The organism is Pseudomonas sp. PL-6 (assembly GCF_054110165.1).
The window spans coordinates 4,427,451-4,444,347 of the sequence record NZ_CM134189.1; the positions used below are offsets into that span (position 1 = coordinate 4,427,451).

Consider the following 16,897-nt stretch of genomic DNA (forward strand, 5'->3'; position numbering starts at 1 on the left):
GCGGAGTATAACCAAGCCCGACGCGGCCTTCCGCCGCTGCGGCAACCGGCCGCATGCGGCGCCGCCGCGCCTGCTTCTGGTGCGTGCCGCCTGGTCGCGGCATGGCGCCGCACCAGCCCGGGGCGGCGCGCGCCGATAGGGCAACGGAGGCAACCCGCCGCCAGGCTTTTCTGACTCCATGGCCAGGTTTTTGCTTTGACACCGCTCGCCTCCTATCGACGAGCGATTTCCATGTCCGCCCCACCCGCTTCTCCACGCCTGCAGCTGACCGCCATCAGCAAGCAATACCCCGGCTGCCTGGCCAACGACCGTATCGACCTGACCATCGCCCCCGGTGAGATCCGCGCCCTGCTCGGCGAGAATGGCGCCGGCAAGAGCACCCTGATGAAGATCATCTACGGCGTCACCCAGCCCAGCAGCGGCGAAATCCGCTGGCAGGGCGAGCGACTGGCGATGCGCGACCCGGCCATGGCACGCGGCCTGGGCATCGGCATGGTGTTCCAGCATTTCTCGCTGTTCGAGACCCTCACCGTGGCCGAGAACATCGCCCTGGCCAAGGGCGCGCAGGCTGGTACGCCGAAGCAGCTGGAGGCGAAGATTCGTGAGGTGTCGCAGTGCTATGGCATGGCGTTGGAGCCAACCCGGTTGGTGCACAGCCTGTCCATCGGTGAGCGCCAGCGGGTGGAGATCGTGCGTTGCCTGATGCAGGACATCAAACTCTTGATCCTCGATGAGCCCACCTCGGTACTGACCCCGCAGGAGGCCGACGAGCTGTTCGTCACCCTGCGCCGCCTGGCCGCCGAGGGCTGCAGCATCCTCTTTATCAGCCACAAGCTCGGCGAGGTGCGCGCGCTGTGCCAGAGCGCCACTGTGCTGCGTGGCGGCCGCGTATCCGGCCATTGCCTGCCGGCCGAGTGCTCGGATCTGCAGCTGGCGCGGTTGATGGTCGGCGATGCCGAGGGCCTGGAAAGCAGCTACCCGAAAGTCAGCGGCGGCCTGCCACGGCTACGCGTCGATGACCTCAGCTGGCACAACCCCGACCCGTTCGGCTGCTCGCTCGAACACCTTCGCCTGGAGGTGCGCAGCGGCGAGATCGTCGGCATCGCTGGAGTGGCCGGCAATGGCCAGGACGAATTGCTCGCCCTGCTCAGCGGCGAAACCCGCCTACCGCGTGGCGAACGCGAGCGGGTCAGCATCGATACCGCGCCCGTGGCCAATCTGCACCCGGATGCGCGCCGTGGGCTTGGCCTGGCCTTCGTGCCGGCAGAACGCCTCGGCCATGGCGCCGTGCCGGAGATGAGCCTGGTGGACAACGCCCTGCTCACCGCCTTCGGCCAGGGCCTGGTCAAGGGCGGCCTGGTGCAGCGCGGCAAGGTGCGCGCACTGGCCGAGGAAATCATCCGCCGCTTCGCAGTGAAGACGCCGAATGCCGATACCGTGGCGCGCAGCCTGTCCGGCGGCAATCTGCAGAAATTTATCCTCGGCCGCGAGATTCTGCAGAACCCGAAACTGCTGGTGGCCGCGCACCCGACCTGGGGCGTGGACGTCGGCGCGGCCGCCGCCATCCACCGCGCGCTGATCGCCCTGCGCGATGCCGGCGCGGCGATCCTGGTGATCTCCGAAGACCTCGACGAGCTGCTGCAGATCAGCGACCGCATCGGCGCGCTGTGCAGCGGACGGCTGTCGCCGCTGGCCGATACCGCGCAGGTCTCCAGCGTAGACGTCGGCCGCTGGATGGCCGGTGAATTCGATCAACCCGCCGCCGCTGCGGCCTGCTGACGGAGCCCGTCATGCTGCTATCCCTGCAACCGCGCGGCCAGGCGTCGCGCCCCATGCTCTGGCTGTCGCCGCTGCTGGCCGCCGTAATGACCCTGGTCAGCGGTGTGCTGCTGTTCACCCTGCTCGGCCATGACCCGCTGGAAACCCTACATACCCTGCTGATCGCCCCGCTCAGCGACTGGTACGGCGTGTCCGAACTGCTGGTCAAGGCACTGCCGATTCTGCTCTGCGCCCTGGGCCTGGCGGTGGCCTACCAGGCGCGCATCTGGAACATCGGCGCCGAAGGCCAGCTACTGCTCGGCGCCCTCGCCGGCAGCGCCATGGCCCTGCAACTGATCGACTGGGACAGCCGCTGGGCGCTGGCCTGGGTAGTGCTGGCCGGCACCTGCGCGGGTGCGGCCTGGGCCGGGCTCACCGCCTGGTTGCGCACGCAGTTCAACGCCAACGAAATCCTCACCAGCATCATGCTCAACTACATCGCACTGAACCTGCTGCTGTTCTTCGTGCACGGCCCACTGAAGGACCCGGCCGGTTTCAACTTCCCCGAGTCGGCCATGTTCGGCGATGCCAGCCGCCTGCCGCTGGTCAGCGAGGACGGCCGCCTGCACGGCGGCCTGTACCTGGCGCTGCTGGCCCTGGTCGCGGTGTGGGTGCTGCTGCACAAGAGCTTTCTCGGTTTTCAGATCAAGGTGCTGGGCCTGGACAGCCGCGCCGCCGGCTTCGTCGGCTTTCGCGAGAAGCGCCTGGTGTGGTTCGCCCTGCTGGTCAGCGGCGCCCTGGCTGGGCTGGCCGGCGTTGGCGAAGTGGCCGGCCCCATCGGTCAACTGGTGCCGCAGGTCTCGCCCGGCTACGGCTATGCGGCGATCACCGTGGCCTTTCTCGGCCGCCTCAATCCGCTCGGCATCGTCGCCGCCAGCCTGCTGATGGCGCTGCTCTACCTCGGTGGCGAGAACGCGCAGATGAACCTCAACCTGCCGCAGGCGATCACCCAGCTGTTCCAGGGCATGATGCTGTTCTACCTGCTGGCCTGCGACGTGCTGATCCTCTACCGGCCACGACTGCAGTGGAAATGGGCACGCCGCGAAACGCTTGCCGAAGCCACCACCTGAACGCCAAGGAAATCCCCATGGATCTCGATCTGCTGACCAATATCTTCTACGCCATGGTGCGCACCGGCACGCCGCTGCTGCTGGTGGCCCTGGGCGAGCTGGTGTGCGAGAAAAGCGGCGTGCTCAACCTCGGCCAGGAAGGCATGATGCTGTTCGGCGCAGTGATCGGCTTTATCGTCGCCTTCAGCACCGGCAGCCTGTGGCTCGGCGTGTTGCTGGCCATTGCCGCCGGCATGCTGCTGTCGCTGCTGTTCGCTGCCGTGGCACTGGGCTTCAACGCCAACCAGGTGGCCACCGGCCTGGCCCTGACCATCTTCGGCGTCGGCCTGTCCACCTTCGTCGGCGCCGCCTGGGTCGGCAAGCCGCTGTCCGGCTTCGAGCCCATCGTCATTCCGCTGCTGGCGGACATCCCGCTGATCGGGCGCATGCTGTTCGCCCAGGACGTGCTGATCTACCTGTCCTTCGCCCTGTTCGCCCTGGTGGCCTGGGTGCTGCTGAAAAGCCGCATCGGCCTGATCATCCAGGCCGTCGGCGAGAACCCGGACGCCGCCAGCGCCATGGGCCTGCCGGTGCTGCGCGTGCGCACCCTGGCGGTGCTGTTCGGCGGCGCCATGGCCGGCATGGCGGGCGGCTACCTGTCGCTGGCCTACACGCCGATGTGGGCGGAGAACATGACCGCGGGGCGTGGCTGGATCGCCCTGGCGCTGGTGGTGTTCGCCAGCTGGCGGGTGCTGCGCGTGCTGCTCGGCGCCTACCTGTTCGGCCTGGCCAGCATCCTCCACCTGGTAGCGCAGGGCATCGGCCTGTCGATCCCGTCGAACCTGCTGGCCATGCTGCCCTACGTCGCCACTATCCTGGTGCTGGTGCTGCTCTCGCGCGATGCGATCAAGACCCGGCTGTATGCACCGGTGTCGCTGGGCCAGCCGTGGCAGCCGGGGCATTGAGATGAGTAACGGCGCGCGCGGCCGGTAGGGTGCGCCGCGCACCGGACATTGCCCCTGACCCCAGAGTCAGCTATCGTGCGCCGCACGTCGATTCCGACGCACCTGGATCAGCAGACAGGGTCAACACTGAGCTGGCTTACCTGACATCAACCTCAGAGGAGCCTGCTCATGGCAGCTACCCGTATCTGGATCAAGAACCCTCTCGCCATCTTCACCGCCAACGACCTGGACGCTTCCGGCGGCCTGGTGATCGAGGGTGGCCGCATCACCGAAGTGCTCAGCAAAGGCCAGCAGCCGTCAACAGCCTGCGAGCAAACCTTCGATGCCCGCGAGCATGTGCTGCTACCGGGCCTGATCAACACCCACCATCACTTCTACCAGACCCTCACCCGCGCCTGGGCGCCGGTGGTCAGCCAGCCGCTGTTCCCCTGGCTGAAGACGCTCTACCCGGTCTGGGCACGCCTGACGCCGGAGAAACTGGCGCTGGCCAGCAAGGTGGCGCTGGCCGAACTGCTGCTGTCCGGCTGCAGCACGGCTGCCGATCACCACTACCTGTTCCCCGGCGGGCTGGAGAATGCCATCGACGTGCAGGTCGAGGCGGTACGCGAACTGGGCATGCGCGCCATGCTCACCCGTGGCTCCATGAGCCTGGGCGAAGCCGACGGCGGCCTGCCGCCGCAGCAGACGGTGCAGCAGGGCGAGGTGATTCTGGCCGACAGCCAGCGCCTGATCGACCAGTACCACGAGCGCGGTGACGGCGCGCAGATCCAGATCGCCCTGGCGCCCTGCTCGCCCTTCTCGGTGACCCAGGCCATCATGCGCCAGAGCGCCGAACTGGCCGAAGAACTGGACGTGCGCCTGCACACCCACCTGGCCGAAACCCTCGACGAGGAAGACTTCTGCCTGCAACGCTTCGGCCTGCGCACCGTGGATTATCTGGACAGCGTCGGCTGGCTCGGCCCGCGCACCTGGCTGGCTCACGGCATCCACTTCAACCCTGACGAAATCGCCCGCCTCGGCGCCGCCGGTACCGGCATCTGCCATTGCCCCAGCTCCAACATGCGCCTGGCCTCGGGCATCTGCCCCAGTGTCGAGCTGGAGGCCGCCGGTGCGCCGCTGGGCCTGGGCGTCGACGGCTCGGCCTCCAACGATGCTTCGAACATGATCCTCGAGGCGCGCCAGGCGCTGTATATCCAGCGCCTGCGCTACGGCGCCGAACAGATCACCCCGCACCGCGTGCTTGGCTGGGCCACGCGCGGTTCGGCACGCCTGCTCGGGCGCAGCGATATCGGCGAGCTGGCCGTCGGCAAGCAGGCCGACCTGGCGCTGTTCAAGCTCGACGAGCTGCGCTTCTCCGGCAGCCACGATCCGCTCTCCGCGCTGCTGCTGTGCGGCGCCGACCGCGCCGATCGGATGATGATCGGCGGCACCTGGCGCGTCATCGATGGGCAGATCGAGGGGTTGGACGTGGCCCAGCTGATCGCCGATCACCGTCAGGCGGCGAAGCAGCTGATAGGTGGTTGATAGCGATTAATCGGCTGTAGGAGCGAGCTCTGCGCGCGACGGCTCATACCTCGAAAGCTTCGCGAGCAAAGCTCGCTCCTGCATGTGTACAGCCCACCAACTGTCACCCTTTGCGCACCACAAAACGGCAACTGCACGCACTACGCACCAAGACCGTTCCATCCCGCTCAACCGCATCTGCATGAAATGGGGTCGCCACGGCTATCTGTCTTATTGGTCAGCTTTTTGCAGTCAGGGGATCAGCCAACCAACGGCCATCCCGACACCAAGACTGGAGCTGCACCCACCATGCACAAGAAGAGCAAGAAACCGCTGCTGCGCACCCTCGTCGCCGCCCTGGGCTTTGGCGCCATGCTCAGCGCCTCCGCCGCCGACCCGCTGAAGGTCGGCTTCGTCTACATCGGCCCCATCGGCGACCACGGCTGGACCTACCAGCACGAGCAGGGCCGCCAGGCGCTGATCAAGGAGCTGGGCGACAAGGTCAGCACCAGCTTCGTCGAGAACGTGCCGGAAGGCGCCGACGCCGAGCGGGTGATCCGCAACATGGCCAAGGGCGGCTACGACCTGATCTTCACCACTTCCTTCGGCTACATGAACCCGACGCTGAAGGTGGCCAAGCAATTCCCCAAGGTGACCTTCGAACACGCCACCGGCTACAAGCAGGACAAGAACCTCGCCACCTACCTGTCGCGCTCCTACGAGGGGCGCTACGTCGGCGGCTTCCTCGCGGCGAAGATGACCAAGACCAAGAAGGTCGGTTACGTCGCCTCCTTCCCCATCCCCGAGGTGATCCGCGACATCAACGCCATCCAGCTGGCCCTGGACAAGTACAACCCCGGCACCGAGATCAAGGTGGTGTGGGTCAATACCTGGTTCGATCCGGGCAAGGAATCCGACGCCGCCAACGCGCTGATCGACCAGGGCGTGGACGTGATCTTCCAGCACACCGACAGCCCGGCGCCGATCCAGACCGCCGAGCGGCGCGGCGTCTATTCCGTCGGCTACGCCTCGGACATGGCTCACTTCGGGCCGAAGGCCGTACTCACCTCCATCGTCAACGACTGGGGCCCGCACTACGTCAAATCCACCCAGGCGGTGATCGACGGTACCTGGCAGCCGCAGGATTTCTGGGGCGGCCTGGCCGAGGACACCATCGAGCTGCCGATCAGCGACCTGGTGCCGGCTGATGTGAAGAGCGAGGCCGAGCAGATCATCGCCGACATTCGCAGCGGCAAGTTCCACCCCTTCACCGGCCCGATCAAGGATCAGAGCGGCGCAGTGCGCATCGCCGAAGGCGCAAGCGCGACCAATGCCGAGCTGGCCTCGATGAACTACTACGTGGAGAACGTGAAGGCCGAGATACCGAAGTAATTGGCTGGCGGGTTGCACCTGCCCGACAGACCGTAGGGCGGGTGCAACCCGCCACCTGGCAACTACCGATGCCGTCCCTGCCATTGGCAGAACCGCATCAAGGGGACGTCTCATACGAAACGTCCTTTTTCGCTGCCCTGGGTACGAGAAGACTCGCAGCAACACCCCGGAGCTTTTATGAACAGCCTACCCATCATCGACATCGCCCCTCTCTACGCCGACGACGCTTCGGCCTGGCCTGCCGTGGCCGAGCAGATCGACCGCGCCTGCCGCGACTGGGGCTTCTTCTATATCGTCGGCCACCCCATCGGTAGCGAGCGCATCGACGCCCTGCTCAGTGCGGCGAAGCACTTCTTCGCCCTGCCTGCCGACGACAAACTCAAGATCGATATCACCCAGACCGCCCACCACCGCGGTTACGGCGCTATCGCCACCGAGCAGCTCGACCCGAGCAAGCCGAGCGACCTGAAGGAAACCTTCGACATGGGTTTCCATATGCCCGCCGACCACCCCGAGGTACTGACGGGCAAACCGTTGCGCGGGCCGAATCGCCACCCGGATCTACCCGGCTGGGGCGAGCTGATGGAACAGCATTACGCCGACATGCAGGACCTGGCCAAGACCCTGCTGCGCGCCATGGCCATGGTGCTGGATATCGAGCACGACTTCTTCGACGCGCGCTTCCATGAGCCGATCAGCGTGCTGCGCATGATCCACTATCCGCCACGCCACACTGCCACCAGCAGCGATCAGCAAGGCGCTGGCGCGCATACCGATTACGGCTGCATCACCCTGCTCTACCAGGACGATGCCGGCGGCCTGCAGGTGCGTGCGCGCAATGGCGAGTGGATCGACGCGCCGCCGATTGCCGGCAGTTTCGTGGTCAATATCGGCGACATGATGGCGCGCTGGAGCAACGACCGTTACACCTCGACGCGACATCGGGTGATCAGCCCGCTTGGGGTTGACCGCTACTCCATGCCGTTCTTCGCCGAACCGCATCCCGATACGCTGATCGATTGCCTGCCGAACTGTTCCAGCGCGGACAACCCGGCCAAGTACACACCGGTGACCAGCGCCGCGTACCTGCTGTCGCGCTTCGCCGATACCTATGCCTATCGGCGTGAGGAGGCACAGGGCTGATTGCAGCGTAGGGTGGATGACGCTCTTTTCATCCACCGCTTGTGCAGCCGGAACGAACGTTGTGGTGGACATGAAAAGCGATGTCCACCCTACGCAGCGGGCCATGCGGCACAGCGCGATCCTGTCCCAGCGGTTAAACTTGGCCGCACCGCAAGCCTGACGACGAGAACCGACCATGCCCGAATGGCTCAACGCCCTGCCCAAGGCCGAACTGCACCTGCACCTGGAGGGCTCGCTGGAGCCCGAGCTGCTGTTCGCCCTGGCCGAACGCAACCAGATCGCCCTGCCCTGGGCCGATGTCGAGGCCCTGCGCACGGCCTATGCCTTCAACAACCTGCAGGAATTTCTCGACCTGTATTACGCCGGCGCCAACGTGCTGCGCAGCGAGCAGGATTTCTACGACCTGACCTGGGCCTACCTGCAACGCTGCAAGGCGCAGAACGTCATCCACGTCGAACCCTTCTTCGACCCGCAGACCCACACCGACCGCGGCATTCCCTTCGAGGTGGTGCTGCGCGGCATCCAGCAGGCGCTGCGCGACGGCGAGCAGCAACTGGGCATCAGCCATGGCCTGATCCTCAGCTTCCTGCGTCACCTGCCCGAGGAAGAGGCGTTCAAGACCCTGGAACAGGCCATGCCGTTTCGCGACGCCTTTATCGGCGTCGGCCTCGACAGTTCGGAAAAAGGCTTCCCGCCGCGGCTGTTCGAGCGGGTGTTCGCCAAGGCGCGCAGCGAAGGCCTGCACGCGGTGGCGCATGCCGGCGAGGAAGGCCCGCCCGAGTACATCTGGGAGGCGCTGGACCTGCTCAAGGTCGAGCGCATCGACCACGGCGTGCGCGCCAGCGAGGACGAGCGGCTGATGCAGCGCCTTATCGACGAGCAGATCCCGCTGACCGTCTGTCCGCTGTCCAATATCAAGCTGTGCGTGTTCGAGCACATGGGCCAGCACAACATCCTCGAGATGCTCGAACGCGGGGTGAAGGTGACGGTGAACTCGGACGACCCGGCCTACTTCGGCGGCTATGTCGGCGAGAACTTCGCCGCCCTGCACCAGCATCTGGGCATGAGCGAGGAGCAGGCCAGACGCCTGGCGCAGAACAGCCTGGACGCGCGCCTGGCCTGATGCCGCAGGGCTCCCCCCGAGCCCTGCCCCTTCCGCTAGAATGCGCCCTTTCCTCGCCCTGCCGGTCGCCGCATGTCCGTCATCCCCGCCCCCACCGCTCCCCTGGTCGCCATCGTCGGCGGCGGCCCCGCCGGCTTGATGGCCGCCGAGGTGCTGGCCCGCGCCGGGGTGCGCGTCGAGCTGTACGACGCCATGCCCTCGCTGGGCCGCAAGTTCCTCCTGGCCGGGGTCGGCGGCATGAATATCACCCACTCGGAACCGAAGGACGCCTTTGTCGGCCGCTACGGCGAGCGTCAGCGGGAAGTCGCAGCGCTGCTGCAGGACTTCGACGCCGACGCCCTGCGCGCCTGGATTCACGGCCTGGGCATCGACACCTTCGTCGGCACCTCCGGGCGCGTGTTCCCCTCCGATATGAAGGCCGCACCGCTGCTGCGCGCCTGGCTGCGCCGCCTGCGCGAGCTGGGCGTGACCCTGCACACCCGCACCCGCTGGCTGGGCTGGAACGACGACGGCAGCCTGCGCCTGGCCACTGCCGCCGGCGAACGCCGGCTCGCGGCCGACGCCTGCCTGCTGGCGCTGGGCGGCGGCAGCTGGCCACGACTGGGCTCCGACGGCGCCTGGACGACGCTGCTGCAGGCGCGCGGCATCGGGGTGGCGGCGCTGCAGCCGAGCAACTGCGGTTTCGAGGTCGCCGGCTGGAGCGAGCACCTGCGGGACAAGTTCGCCGGCGCGCCCCTGAAGAACGTCGCCCTGCGCCTGCCCGGTGAGGACGCACGGATCGGCGAGTTCGTCCTCACCGAGGGCGGCGTCGAAGGCAGCCTGGTCTACGCCTTCTCCGCCGCCATTCGCCGCACCATCGAGGCCGGGGGCCAGGCGGTGATCAGCCTCGACCTGCTGCCGCAGACGCCGCTGGCCAAGCTGCAGCAGGCGCTGGCCAGGCCACGCGGCAAGCACTCGATGGCCAAGCACCTGCAGCGCCAGGCCGGTCTGGACGGCGTCAAGGCCGCCCTGCTGCGCGAGCTGGCGCCGGCCGCCGCCTTCGCCGATCCGCCCGCCCTGGCGTCCTGGATCAAGGCGCTGCCGCTCACCCTGCTGCGCCCCCGGCCGCTGGCCGAGGCGATCAGCAGCGCCGGCGGGGTACCCTTCGAGGCGCTCGATGACGGCCTGATGCTCAGGGCGCTGCCCGGGGTGTTCTGCGCCGGCGAAATGCTCGACTGGGAGGCGCCCACCGGCGGCTACCTGCTCACCGCCTGCTTCGCCAGCGGCCGGGTCGCGGCGCAGGGTGTGCTCGACTGGCTGAAGATCCCGCTGTAGAAGCTCGCTTGCGGACGATCCGCTTAATGCGAGCACCGATCGCCCGCAAGCGGGCTGCTGCAAAACGATCGAGACAGTTTGTAGCCCGGATGAAATCCGGGGCATATCGGCGCAACGCCCCGGATTGCATCCGGGCTACGGCTCTAGGTTTCTTGCGCCATGGCCGCGAGCGTTTCCAGTAAGCGCCCCTACTTCTTGCCACCCTTGGGCTTGCCGCCGAAGCTCGGCACCTTGCGCACCGCCTTGGCCTTGGGCTTGGCATCCTCTTCCTCGAACCAGCGGCCGAGGTGGATATTGCCCTTGCCGGCCGGCTTGGCCGCGCCGGGGATGAGTTTCTGCTTGGGCTTCTTCGGTTTCTTCAGCACCTGGCCGCCAACCGCCGTCAGCGGTACGCGGTGGTCGGGGATGAAATCAGGCTCGTCGACGCGCTTGATCAGCTGCTGGGTGAGGTTCTCGATGGCCGCCAGCTGCTCCACCTCGTCGGCGCACACCAGCGAGATCGCCTCGCCCGTGGCGCCGGCGCGACCGGTGCGGCCAATGCGGTGCACGTAGTCCTCGGCGTTGATCGGCAGATCCAGGTTGACCACCAGCGGCAGGTCGTCGATATCCAGCCCGCGCGCGGCCACGTCGGTGGCCACCAGCACCTGCACCTCGCCGGCCTTGAACCGCTCCAGCGCACGCAGGCGCGCCGGCTGCGGCTTGTCGCCGTGGATCGAGTCGGCGGCCACACCGATGGCCAGCAGCTCCTGTTCGAGCTGATCGACGCCCTTGCGCGTCTTGGCGAATACCAGCACCTGGCCCCAGCGTTTTTTCTGCAACAAGTGCAGAAACAGCTCGCCCTTGCGCTTCTTGTCCACCGGGATCAGCCACTGCTTGACGCTCTTGGCCGCGGCGTTGCGCGGGCTGACCTCGACCGACAGCGGGTCGCGCAGCAGCTCGCCGGCCATCTGCCGGATAACGTCGGAGAAGGTGGCGGAGAACAGCAGGGTCTGGCGCTTTTTCGGCAGGGCGCTGAACAGCTCGTCCAGCTCGCGGGCAAAACCCAGGTCGAGCATGCGGTCGGCCTCGTCGAGCACCAGGCACTGCAGCTGGTTGAACCTGACCGCGTTCTGCCGGTACAGGTCGAGCAATCGTCCCGGCGTGGCCACCAGCACGTCGACGCCCTTGCGCAGCTTCATCATCTGCGGGTTGATGCTGACCCCGCCGTACACCGCGTAGCAGCTCAGCGGCAGGTGCTGGCCGTAGACCAGGAAGCTCTGCAGCACCTGCTCGGCCAGCTCGCGGGTCGGCGCCAGCACCAGCGCGCGCACCGAGTTGCTCGCCACCTGCGGGCCTTCCAGGGTCAGGCGCTGCAGCAGCGGCAGGGCGAAGCCGGCGGTCTTGCCGGTGCCGGTCTGGGCCGCGGCCATCAGGTCGCGGCCCTTGAGCACGGCGGGAATCGCCTGGCTCTGCACCGGGGTCGGGGTCTGGTAGTCGAGGCCGGCGAGGCTGCGCAGCAGCGGCTCGATCAGGCCGAGGGAGGCGAAGGTCATGGGGGGCAACCGGTCGAAAAGAAACAGGCGCGCAGTTTACCCGGTCTGCGCCCATGGCAGGGGCGAAGCTGCTATGCACCTGGCCCGGATGCAATCCGGGGAGGTTGGCCGCAAAGCCATCCGGGCCACGACTCGCTAGCCGGCGGCCAGCAGCGCGCGCACCTTGGCCGCCGACAGCTTCTGCAACTGGCAGAGCAAAGCGTGATCGGCCTGGTGCCGGCCGTGACGGCGGCGCAACAGGTCGAACAGGTGCAGGGTCAGGTTGGCCGCCATCTCGGCATCGGCCAGGGCGCGGTGGGCGCGGCCGGTGTCCGGCAGCCCGGCCCAGCGGTTGAGGTTGCCCAGCTTGTGGCTCGGCGCCTCCGGCAGCAGGCGCCGCGACAGCAGCAGCGAGCAGGCGAACGGCTGTCGTCGGCGACGGCGGATGCGCGCCAATTCGGCGTCCCAGAATTTCTGGTCGAAGGCGGCGTTGTGCGCCAGCAGCGGCCGCTCGCCGATAAAGTCGGCCACCTCGGCCATCACCTGGTCGGACGGCGGCGCCGCGCGCAGCATGGCGTTGTTGATGCCGGTGAGCTGCTCGATAAAGGGCGGCACCCAGGCGCCGCTGTTCATCAGGCTCTGGTAGCGGGCGACGATCTGCCCGCCCTCGATAATGGCCACGCCGATCTCGGTGGCACGGGCCTGGTTCGGCGACACGCCGGTGGTTTCGAAGTCGATGACGGCGATGGATTCCACGAATGTCCTCAATGACTCTTGAGCAGCAGGCTGCCCTCGATGGGCACGTAACGGCTGGCGGCGCGGATCAGCGATTGCGCGGTCAGCCCCGGCACGCCGTAGGCGATCGCCTCGGTGCCGCGCTGGCGCACGCGCTCGAGCAGCAGGTCGAAATCGCCGTCGCCGGAGGCCAGCACCACCACGTCGACCCGCTCGGCGGCGTCGAGCACGTCGATGCAGATGCCGACGTCCCAGTCGCCCTTGGCCGAGCCGTCGCTGCGCTGGATATAGGGTTTGAGCTTCACGGTGAAGCCGAGCTTGCGCAGGATCTGCTGGAACTGCTGCTGCTTGGCGTCGCCGCGCTCGATGGCATAGGCGTAGGCCTCGACTATCTGCCCCTGGCGGCTGACGTCGGCCCAGAAGGCGGCGTAGTCGAAATGGCAGCCATGGGCCTGGCGCACCGTGTAGTAGAGGTTCTGTACGTCGGCGAATACGGCGATCTTCTTCACCGGGCATCCTCGGTCGGCGGGCGGAAAGCCCTGCCAGTATGCCAGAGCATTGCCATCAGCGCGGAGCGCGCGGCGCCTCTGCTACAGTGCGGGTCTTCGCCTTTGCCGAGTTCTGCCGATGAATCCACTGCCGATCCTGCGCGATGCCTGGTTCTTCTTCAGCCACAACCTGGCGGCCATAGCCCGCCTGTGCCTGCCGCTGCTGCTGGCCGAGGCCATCGCCCAGGCGCTGCTGGCGGCTCAGCTCGGCGAAGGCGCCAATCCGGCCTACGGCATCCTCCTCGGCGTACTCTTCTATCCGCTCTACGCCGCGCAGCTGATCCTCTTCCTCGACGCCCGCAGCAACGGCCGCGCAGCGACCGGCAACGAGCTGTTCGCCGCCGCCCTGCGCCTGTGGCCGGGGTTCGCCCTGCTGGCCGGGCTGAGCACCCTGGCGATCCTGCTCGGACTGTCGCTGCTGGTGCTGCCGGGCATCTGGATCATGGTCAAGCTGGCCTTCGCCGAGCTGCTTCTGGTGCTGCGCGGGCAGCCGCCGATGAGCGCCCTGCGGGGCAGTTTCGAGTTGACCAATGGGCGTTTCTGGGAGGTGTTCAGCTGCCTGGCCGGCGTGCTGGTGCCGCTCTGGCTGCTCGACTGGTGGACCCTGCCGAGCCGCGACGACAGCCTGCTGTGGGTGCTGCAGCAGACGGCCAGCGGCTTCCTCCAGCTGTTCGCCCTGGTGGTGCTGTTCCGCCTGTTCATGCTGCTCGACCGGCAGCAGGCGCAACGGCAAAACAGCGACTAGGCTTGGCCGTCTCGCCAACCAAGGAGCCCCGTCATGAGCGACGCCAACCCCAGCATCCTGTCCCACGTATCCATCGGCACCAACCGTTTCGAGGCGGCCTGCGACTTCTACGCCAAGGTGCTGGCCACCCTCGGCTGCAAGGAAATCATGCGTCACCCCGGCGCCGTGGCCTTCGGCCGCGAGTACCCGGAGTTCTGGGTGCAGACGCCGATCGACGGCCAGCCGGCGACCCTCGGCAACGGCAGCCATTTCGGTTTCGTCGCCCCGGACAAGGCCGCGGTGCACGCCTTCCACCAGGCCGCACTGGCCGCCGGCGCCCGCGACGAGGGTCAGCCGGGGCCGCGCCCGGAGTATGGCGAACCCTATTACGGCTGCTTCGTGCGCGATCTCGACGGGCACAAGATCGAGGCCGCCTACTGGGACATGGACCTGGTTCAGCAGCTCTACGGCGAGCCGCATAACCACTAGCCGGGGCGCCGCCCGTTACTGGCGCGCCGCCACCGGCTGGTAGCGCAGCCCGGTGCGGCGCGACAGCTCCGCCAGCAGGTCGATATCCAGGCCCTGCAGCTCGCCGCTTGCGCCCTGCATGCGAAACGGCGGCCACAGGTCGGTCATCACTCGCAGCGGCGCGTTCTCGGCCCGGCACAGCGGCGCCAGCAGAAACGCATCAACCCCGCCCCGCCCCCTGCGGTTTGAGCCCGGACAGCCGCGGCAGCAGCACCCGCTCGAACAGTCGCGGGAAGAAGCGCGCCAGCACCCGCGCGCGCCAGTCGACGTTGGACAGCACCAGCAGGCGCCGGCGCCTCAGGGCGCCGTGGTAGATGGCCTCGGCGACGTCCTGCGGCGAGGCCACCTTGCCCATCGCCAGCGGCGGCTGGGCGGCCACCGAACCGTCGCCGACCAGGGCGTTCTTGCGCAGGTCGGTGGCGGTGAAGCCGGGACACACCAGCATGACGTTGACCCCCGAGCCCTTGAGCTCGTAGCGCAGGGTCTCGAACAGGCCGTGCAGGGCGTGCTTGCTGGCGTTGTAGGCGCTGCGGTAGAGCAGCGGGGCGATGCCCGAGAGCGAACTGAGCACGATGATCTGCCCACCGCGGGCGATCAGGCTGGGCAGCGCCGCCTGGGTGCAATGCAGCGCGCCGAAGTAGTTGACCGCCATGACCCGCTGGAACACCTCCAGGCTGGTGTCGGCGAAGGTGCTGCGGTGGGTGATGCCGGCGTTGTTGACCAGCACGTCGATGCCGCCGAAACGCTCGATGGCCAGGGCCACCGCGCGCTGCACCGCGGCGGCGTCGGCGACGTCGCAGAGCAGGCCGAGGGCCTCGGCGTTGTGGTGATCGGCCAGGTGCTGCACCAGGCTGTCGAGCGCCGCCTGCTGCAGATCGAAAATCACCAGGCGCGCGCCGGCCTGGGCCATGCGCACGGCCAGGGCGCGGCCGATGCCGGCGCAGCCGCCGGTGATCAGCACCACCTTGCGGTCGAACACCTTGTTGGCGAATACCTTGCGATACATGCACTGCCCCCCCACAAGCCAAGCCTGGCCGACACTACAACCTGTTATGGCTGCCATCGCAACAGGGCGGCGTGGCCGTGTGCTTGCAGCCACAGAAAAACAGGGTGTCGGTCTGCTCGGCATGGTACTTCAGCGGCGTCAGTCCACTGCCCTTGTGGCTGCCGTCGCAGAACGGCTGGCTGGCGCTGCGCCCGCAACGGCACCAGAAGTAATCCTGCCCGGCCTGAACCTCGACCGCATAGGGGCCGCGCTGGGCAATCAGCGGCTCGTTCATCGCACCCTCCCGGCAGGACGGCGCCACGCCTGGGCCGATGAGCCGCAGTCGGGTATCCTCGCCTCCTTCCAGCATAGCCGCCCGCGTCGCCATGTCCCTGCCCCGCCCGTTTCGCCTGCTGCTCGCCCTGGTCGCGCTGCTCGGCCTGTCCCTTGCCCTGGTCCATGCGCTGAGCTGGCGCCCGGGGCCGCGCGAGCCGGCGCCGCTGGCCTGCAGCGGCCAGGTGGCGCAGCTGCAGCCGGGACAGGCGCTCAAGGTGATGACCTGGAACCTGCAGTACCTGGCCGGCAAGGGTCATGTGTTCTGGTACGACCTGCCCGGCGGCGACGGCCCCGACGACCGGCCCAGCGCCGCGGATCTGGCCAGCACCCTCGACGAGGTGGTGCGGGTGCTGCGCGACGAGCAGCCGGATGTCGTCCTGCTGCAGGAGCTGCACGACGGCGCCCGGGCCAGCGACCATCAGGATCAACTGGCCCTGCTGCAAGCGCGCCTGGCCGACCTCTACCCCTGCGCCAGCCAGGCCTTCTACTGGCAGGCCGGCTTCGTCCCGCACCCGCGCATCCTCGGCAGCGTCGGCATGAAGCTGGCCACCCTCAGCCGCTTCCGGATCGCCCGCGCCGAGCGCCTGCAACTGCCGCAGCGGCCCGGCAACCCGCTGACGCGCCCGTTGCAGCCCAAGCCCGCGCTGCTGGTCAGCCATCTGCCGATCCGCGGCGGCGGCGAGCTGGTGACGCTCAACGGCCATTTCGATGCCTTCGCCCAGGACGACGACACCCAGGCGCGCCAGCTGAGCATGACCGACGGCCTGCTGCGCCAGCTGCAGGCCGCGGGCACGCCCTGGGTGCTCGGCGGCGACTTCGACCTGCTGCCGCCCGGCCAGTTGCCGGACGCTGAGCGCAGCCGCTACGCCAGCGACAACCGCCTGCAGGAGCTGGCCGCGCGCTACCCGCTGATCCCCAGCCTGGATCAGGCAGCTGGCGGCGAGCAGGCGCGCTGGTACACCCACTACCCCAACGACCCGGCCGCCAGCGGCCCTGACCGCACCCTCGACTACCTGCTGCACAGCCCGCGGCTGACCCCGCTGAGCAGCACGGTGCGCCAGCACGACACGCTGCACATCTCCGATCATCTGCCGCTGATCGGCCGCTTCTTTCTGCCCAGCCTCGACTAATCTGCGAAGGACAGGGGCTGGACAAGCGCCACCGCGGTTGGCCATGCTGGTCGCGTGACACTTTTATAACGACAAGACGGCGCCGAGCCGCGT

17 protein-coding genes are annotated in these 16,897 nt (G+C 67.9%); 11 read left to right on the forward strand and 6 right to left on the reverse strand.

What is annotated here, in order from left to right; all coding sequences use genetic code 11:
* The first annotated feature begins 231 nt into the window (after positions 1–231).
* The 8 genes from ACW9UL_RS19215 to ACW9UL_RS19250 all read left to right on the forward strand — a co-directional run bounded on the left by ACW9UL_RS19215 (position 232) and on the right by ACW9UL_RS19250 (position 10,307).
* Positions 232–1,779, forward strand: coding sequence for an ABC transporter ATP-binding protein (locus ACW9UL_RS19215; RefSeq protein WP_457787966.1), 1,548 nt, complete (start codon positions 232–234; stop codon positions 1,777–1,779).
* An 11-nt stretch (positions 1,780–1,790) separates the two neighbouring features.
* Positions 1,791–2,888, forward strand: a complete 1,098-nt coding sequence (locus ACW9UL_RS19220; protein WP_457787967.1) for an ABC transporter permease — start codon at positions 1,791–1,793, stop codon at positions 2,886–2,888.
* 17 nt (positions 2,889–2,905) lie between these two features.
* Complete coding sequence (locus ACW9UL_RS19225) at positions 2,906–3,832, forward strand: ABC transporter permease (protein ID WP_457787968.1); 927 nt, start codon at positions 2,906–2,908, stop codon at positions 3,830–3,832.
* Positions 3,833–4,000: 168 nt separating this feature from the next.
* Positions 4,001–5,356, forward strand: coding sequence for an 8-oxoguanine deaminase (locus ACW9UL_RS19230; protein ID WP_457787969.1), 1,356 nt, complete (start codon positions 4,001–4,003; stop codon positions 5,354–5,356).
* A 288-nt stretch (positions 5,357–5,644) separates the two neighbouring features.
* Positions 5,645–6,727, forward strand: coding sequence for a BMP family ABC transporter substrate-binding protein (locus ACW9UL_RS19235; protein ID WP_457787970.1), 1,083 nt, complete (start codon positions 5,645–5,647; stop codon positions 6,725–6,727).
* Positions 6,728–6,904: 177 nt separating this feature from the next.
* Complete coding sequence (locus tag ACW9UL_RS19240; protein WP_457787971.1) at positions 6,905–7,870, forward strand: 2-oxoglutarate and iron-dependent oxygenase domain-containing protein; 966 nt, start codon at positions 6,905–6,907, stop codon at positions 7,868–7,870.
* Positions 7,871–8,045: 175 nt separating this feature from the next.
* Positions 8,046–8,993 carry an adenosine deaminase gene (locus tag ACW9UL_RS19245; protein ID WP_457787972.1) on the forward strand — a complete coding sequence of 316 codons (948 nt, stop codon included), beginning with the start codon at positions 8,046–8,048 and terminating at the stop codon, positions 8,991–8,993.
* A gap of 72 nt (positions 8,994–9,065) precedes the next feature.
* Complete coding sequence (locus ACW9UL_RS19250) at positions 9,066–10,307, forward strand: TIGR03862 family flavoprotein (RefSeq protein WP_457787973.1); 1,242 nt, start codon at positions 9,066–9,068, stop codon at positions 10,305–10,307.
* A 188-nt stretch (positions 10,308–10,495) separates the two neighbouring features.
* Here ACW9UL_RS19250 and rhlE1 read toward each other — a convergent pair whose 3' ends face one another.
* The 3 genes from rhlE1 to ACW9UL_RS19265 all read right to left on the reverse strand — a co-directional run bounded on the left by rhlE1 (position 10,496) and on the right by ACW9UL_RS19265 (position 13,062).
* Positions 10,496–11,839, reverse strand: a complete 1,344-nt coding sequence (gene rhlE1, locus ACW9UL_RS19255; protein WP_122108992.1) for an RNA helicase RhlE1 — start codon at positions 11,837–11,839, stop codon at positions 10,496–10,498.
* A gap of 135 nt (positions 11,840–11,974) precedes the next feature.
* Positions 11,975–12,574: a 3'-5' exonuclease gene (locus tag ACW9UL_RS19260; protein ID WP_457787974.1), complete on the reverse strand. Its 600-nt coding sequence runs from the start codon at positions 12,572–12,574 to the stop codon at positions 11,975–11,977.
* Between the two features lie 8 nt (positions 12,575–12,582).
* Positions 12,583–13,062: a LabA-like NYN domain-containing protein gene (locus tag ACW9UL_RS19265; RefSeq protein ID WP_021443898.1), complete on the reverse strand. Its 480-nt coding sequence runs from the start codon at positions 13,060–13,062 to the stop codon at positions 12,583–12,585.
* Positions 13,063–13,180: 118 nt separating this feature from the next.
* On the opposite strand from ACW9UL_RS19265, the gene ACW9UL_RS19270 reads away from it, so the two are divergent.
* Positions 13,181–13,846: a YciC family protein gene (locus ACW9UL_RS19270; RefSeq protein WP_457787975.1), complete on the forward strand. Its 666-nt coding sequence runs from the start codon at positions 13,181–13,183 to the stop codon at positions 13,844–13,846.
* A gap of 33 nt (positions 13,847–13,879) precedes the next feature.
* Positions 13,880–14,314 (forward strand): VOC family protein, encoded by a 435-nt coding sequence (locus tag ACW9UL_RS19275; protein ID WP_021443900.1) that lies wholly within the window; start codon positions 13,880–13,882, stop codon positions 14,312–14,314.
* Positions 14,315–14,329: 15 nt separating this feature from the next.
* Here ACW9UL_RS19275 and ACW9UL_RS19280 read toward each other — a convergent pair whose 3' ends face one another.
* From ACW9UL_RS19280 to ACW9UL_RS19290, 3 genes are read right to left on the reverse strand one after another with little or no spacing between them, the layout of a single operon-like run.
* On the reverse strand, positions 14,330–14,461 hold the full coding sequence (locus ACW9UL_RS19280) for a transporter substrate-binding domain-containing protein (protein WP_457787976.1): 132 nt from the start codon (positions 14,459–14,461) through the stop codon (positions 14,330–14,332).
* Positions 14,462–14,513: 52 nt separating this feature from the next.
* Positions 14,514–15,359, reverse strand: coding sequence for an SDR family oxidoreductase (locus tag ACW9UL_RS19285; RefSeq protein WP_457787977.1), 846 nt, complete (start codon positions 15,357–15,359; stop codon positions 14,514–14,516).
* A 34-nt stretch (positions 15,360–15,393) separates the two neighbouring features.
* Positions 15,394–15,633 carry a CDGSH iron-sulfur domain-containing protein gene (locus ACW9UL_RS19290; protein ID WP_122108989.1) on the reverse strand — a complete coding sequence of 80 codons (240 nt, stop codon included), beginning with the start codon at positions 15,631–15,633 and terminating at the stop codon, positions 15,394–15,396.
* 91 nt (positions 15,634–15,724) lie between these two features.
* Here ACW9UL_RS19290 and ACW9UL_RS19295 point away from each other — a divergent pair, with 91 nt between their 5' ends.
* Positions 15,725–16,804, forward strand: a complete 1,080-nt coding sequence (locus ACW9UL_RS19295) for an endonuclease/exonuclease/phosphatase family protein (protein ID WP_457787978.1) — start codon at positions 15,725–15,727, stop codon at positions 16,802–16,804.
* Positions 16,805–16,897 lie beyond the last annotated feature (93 nt).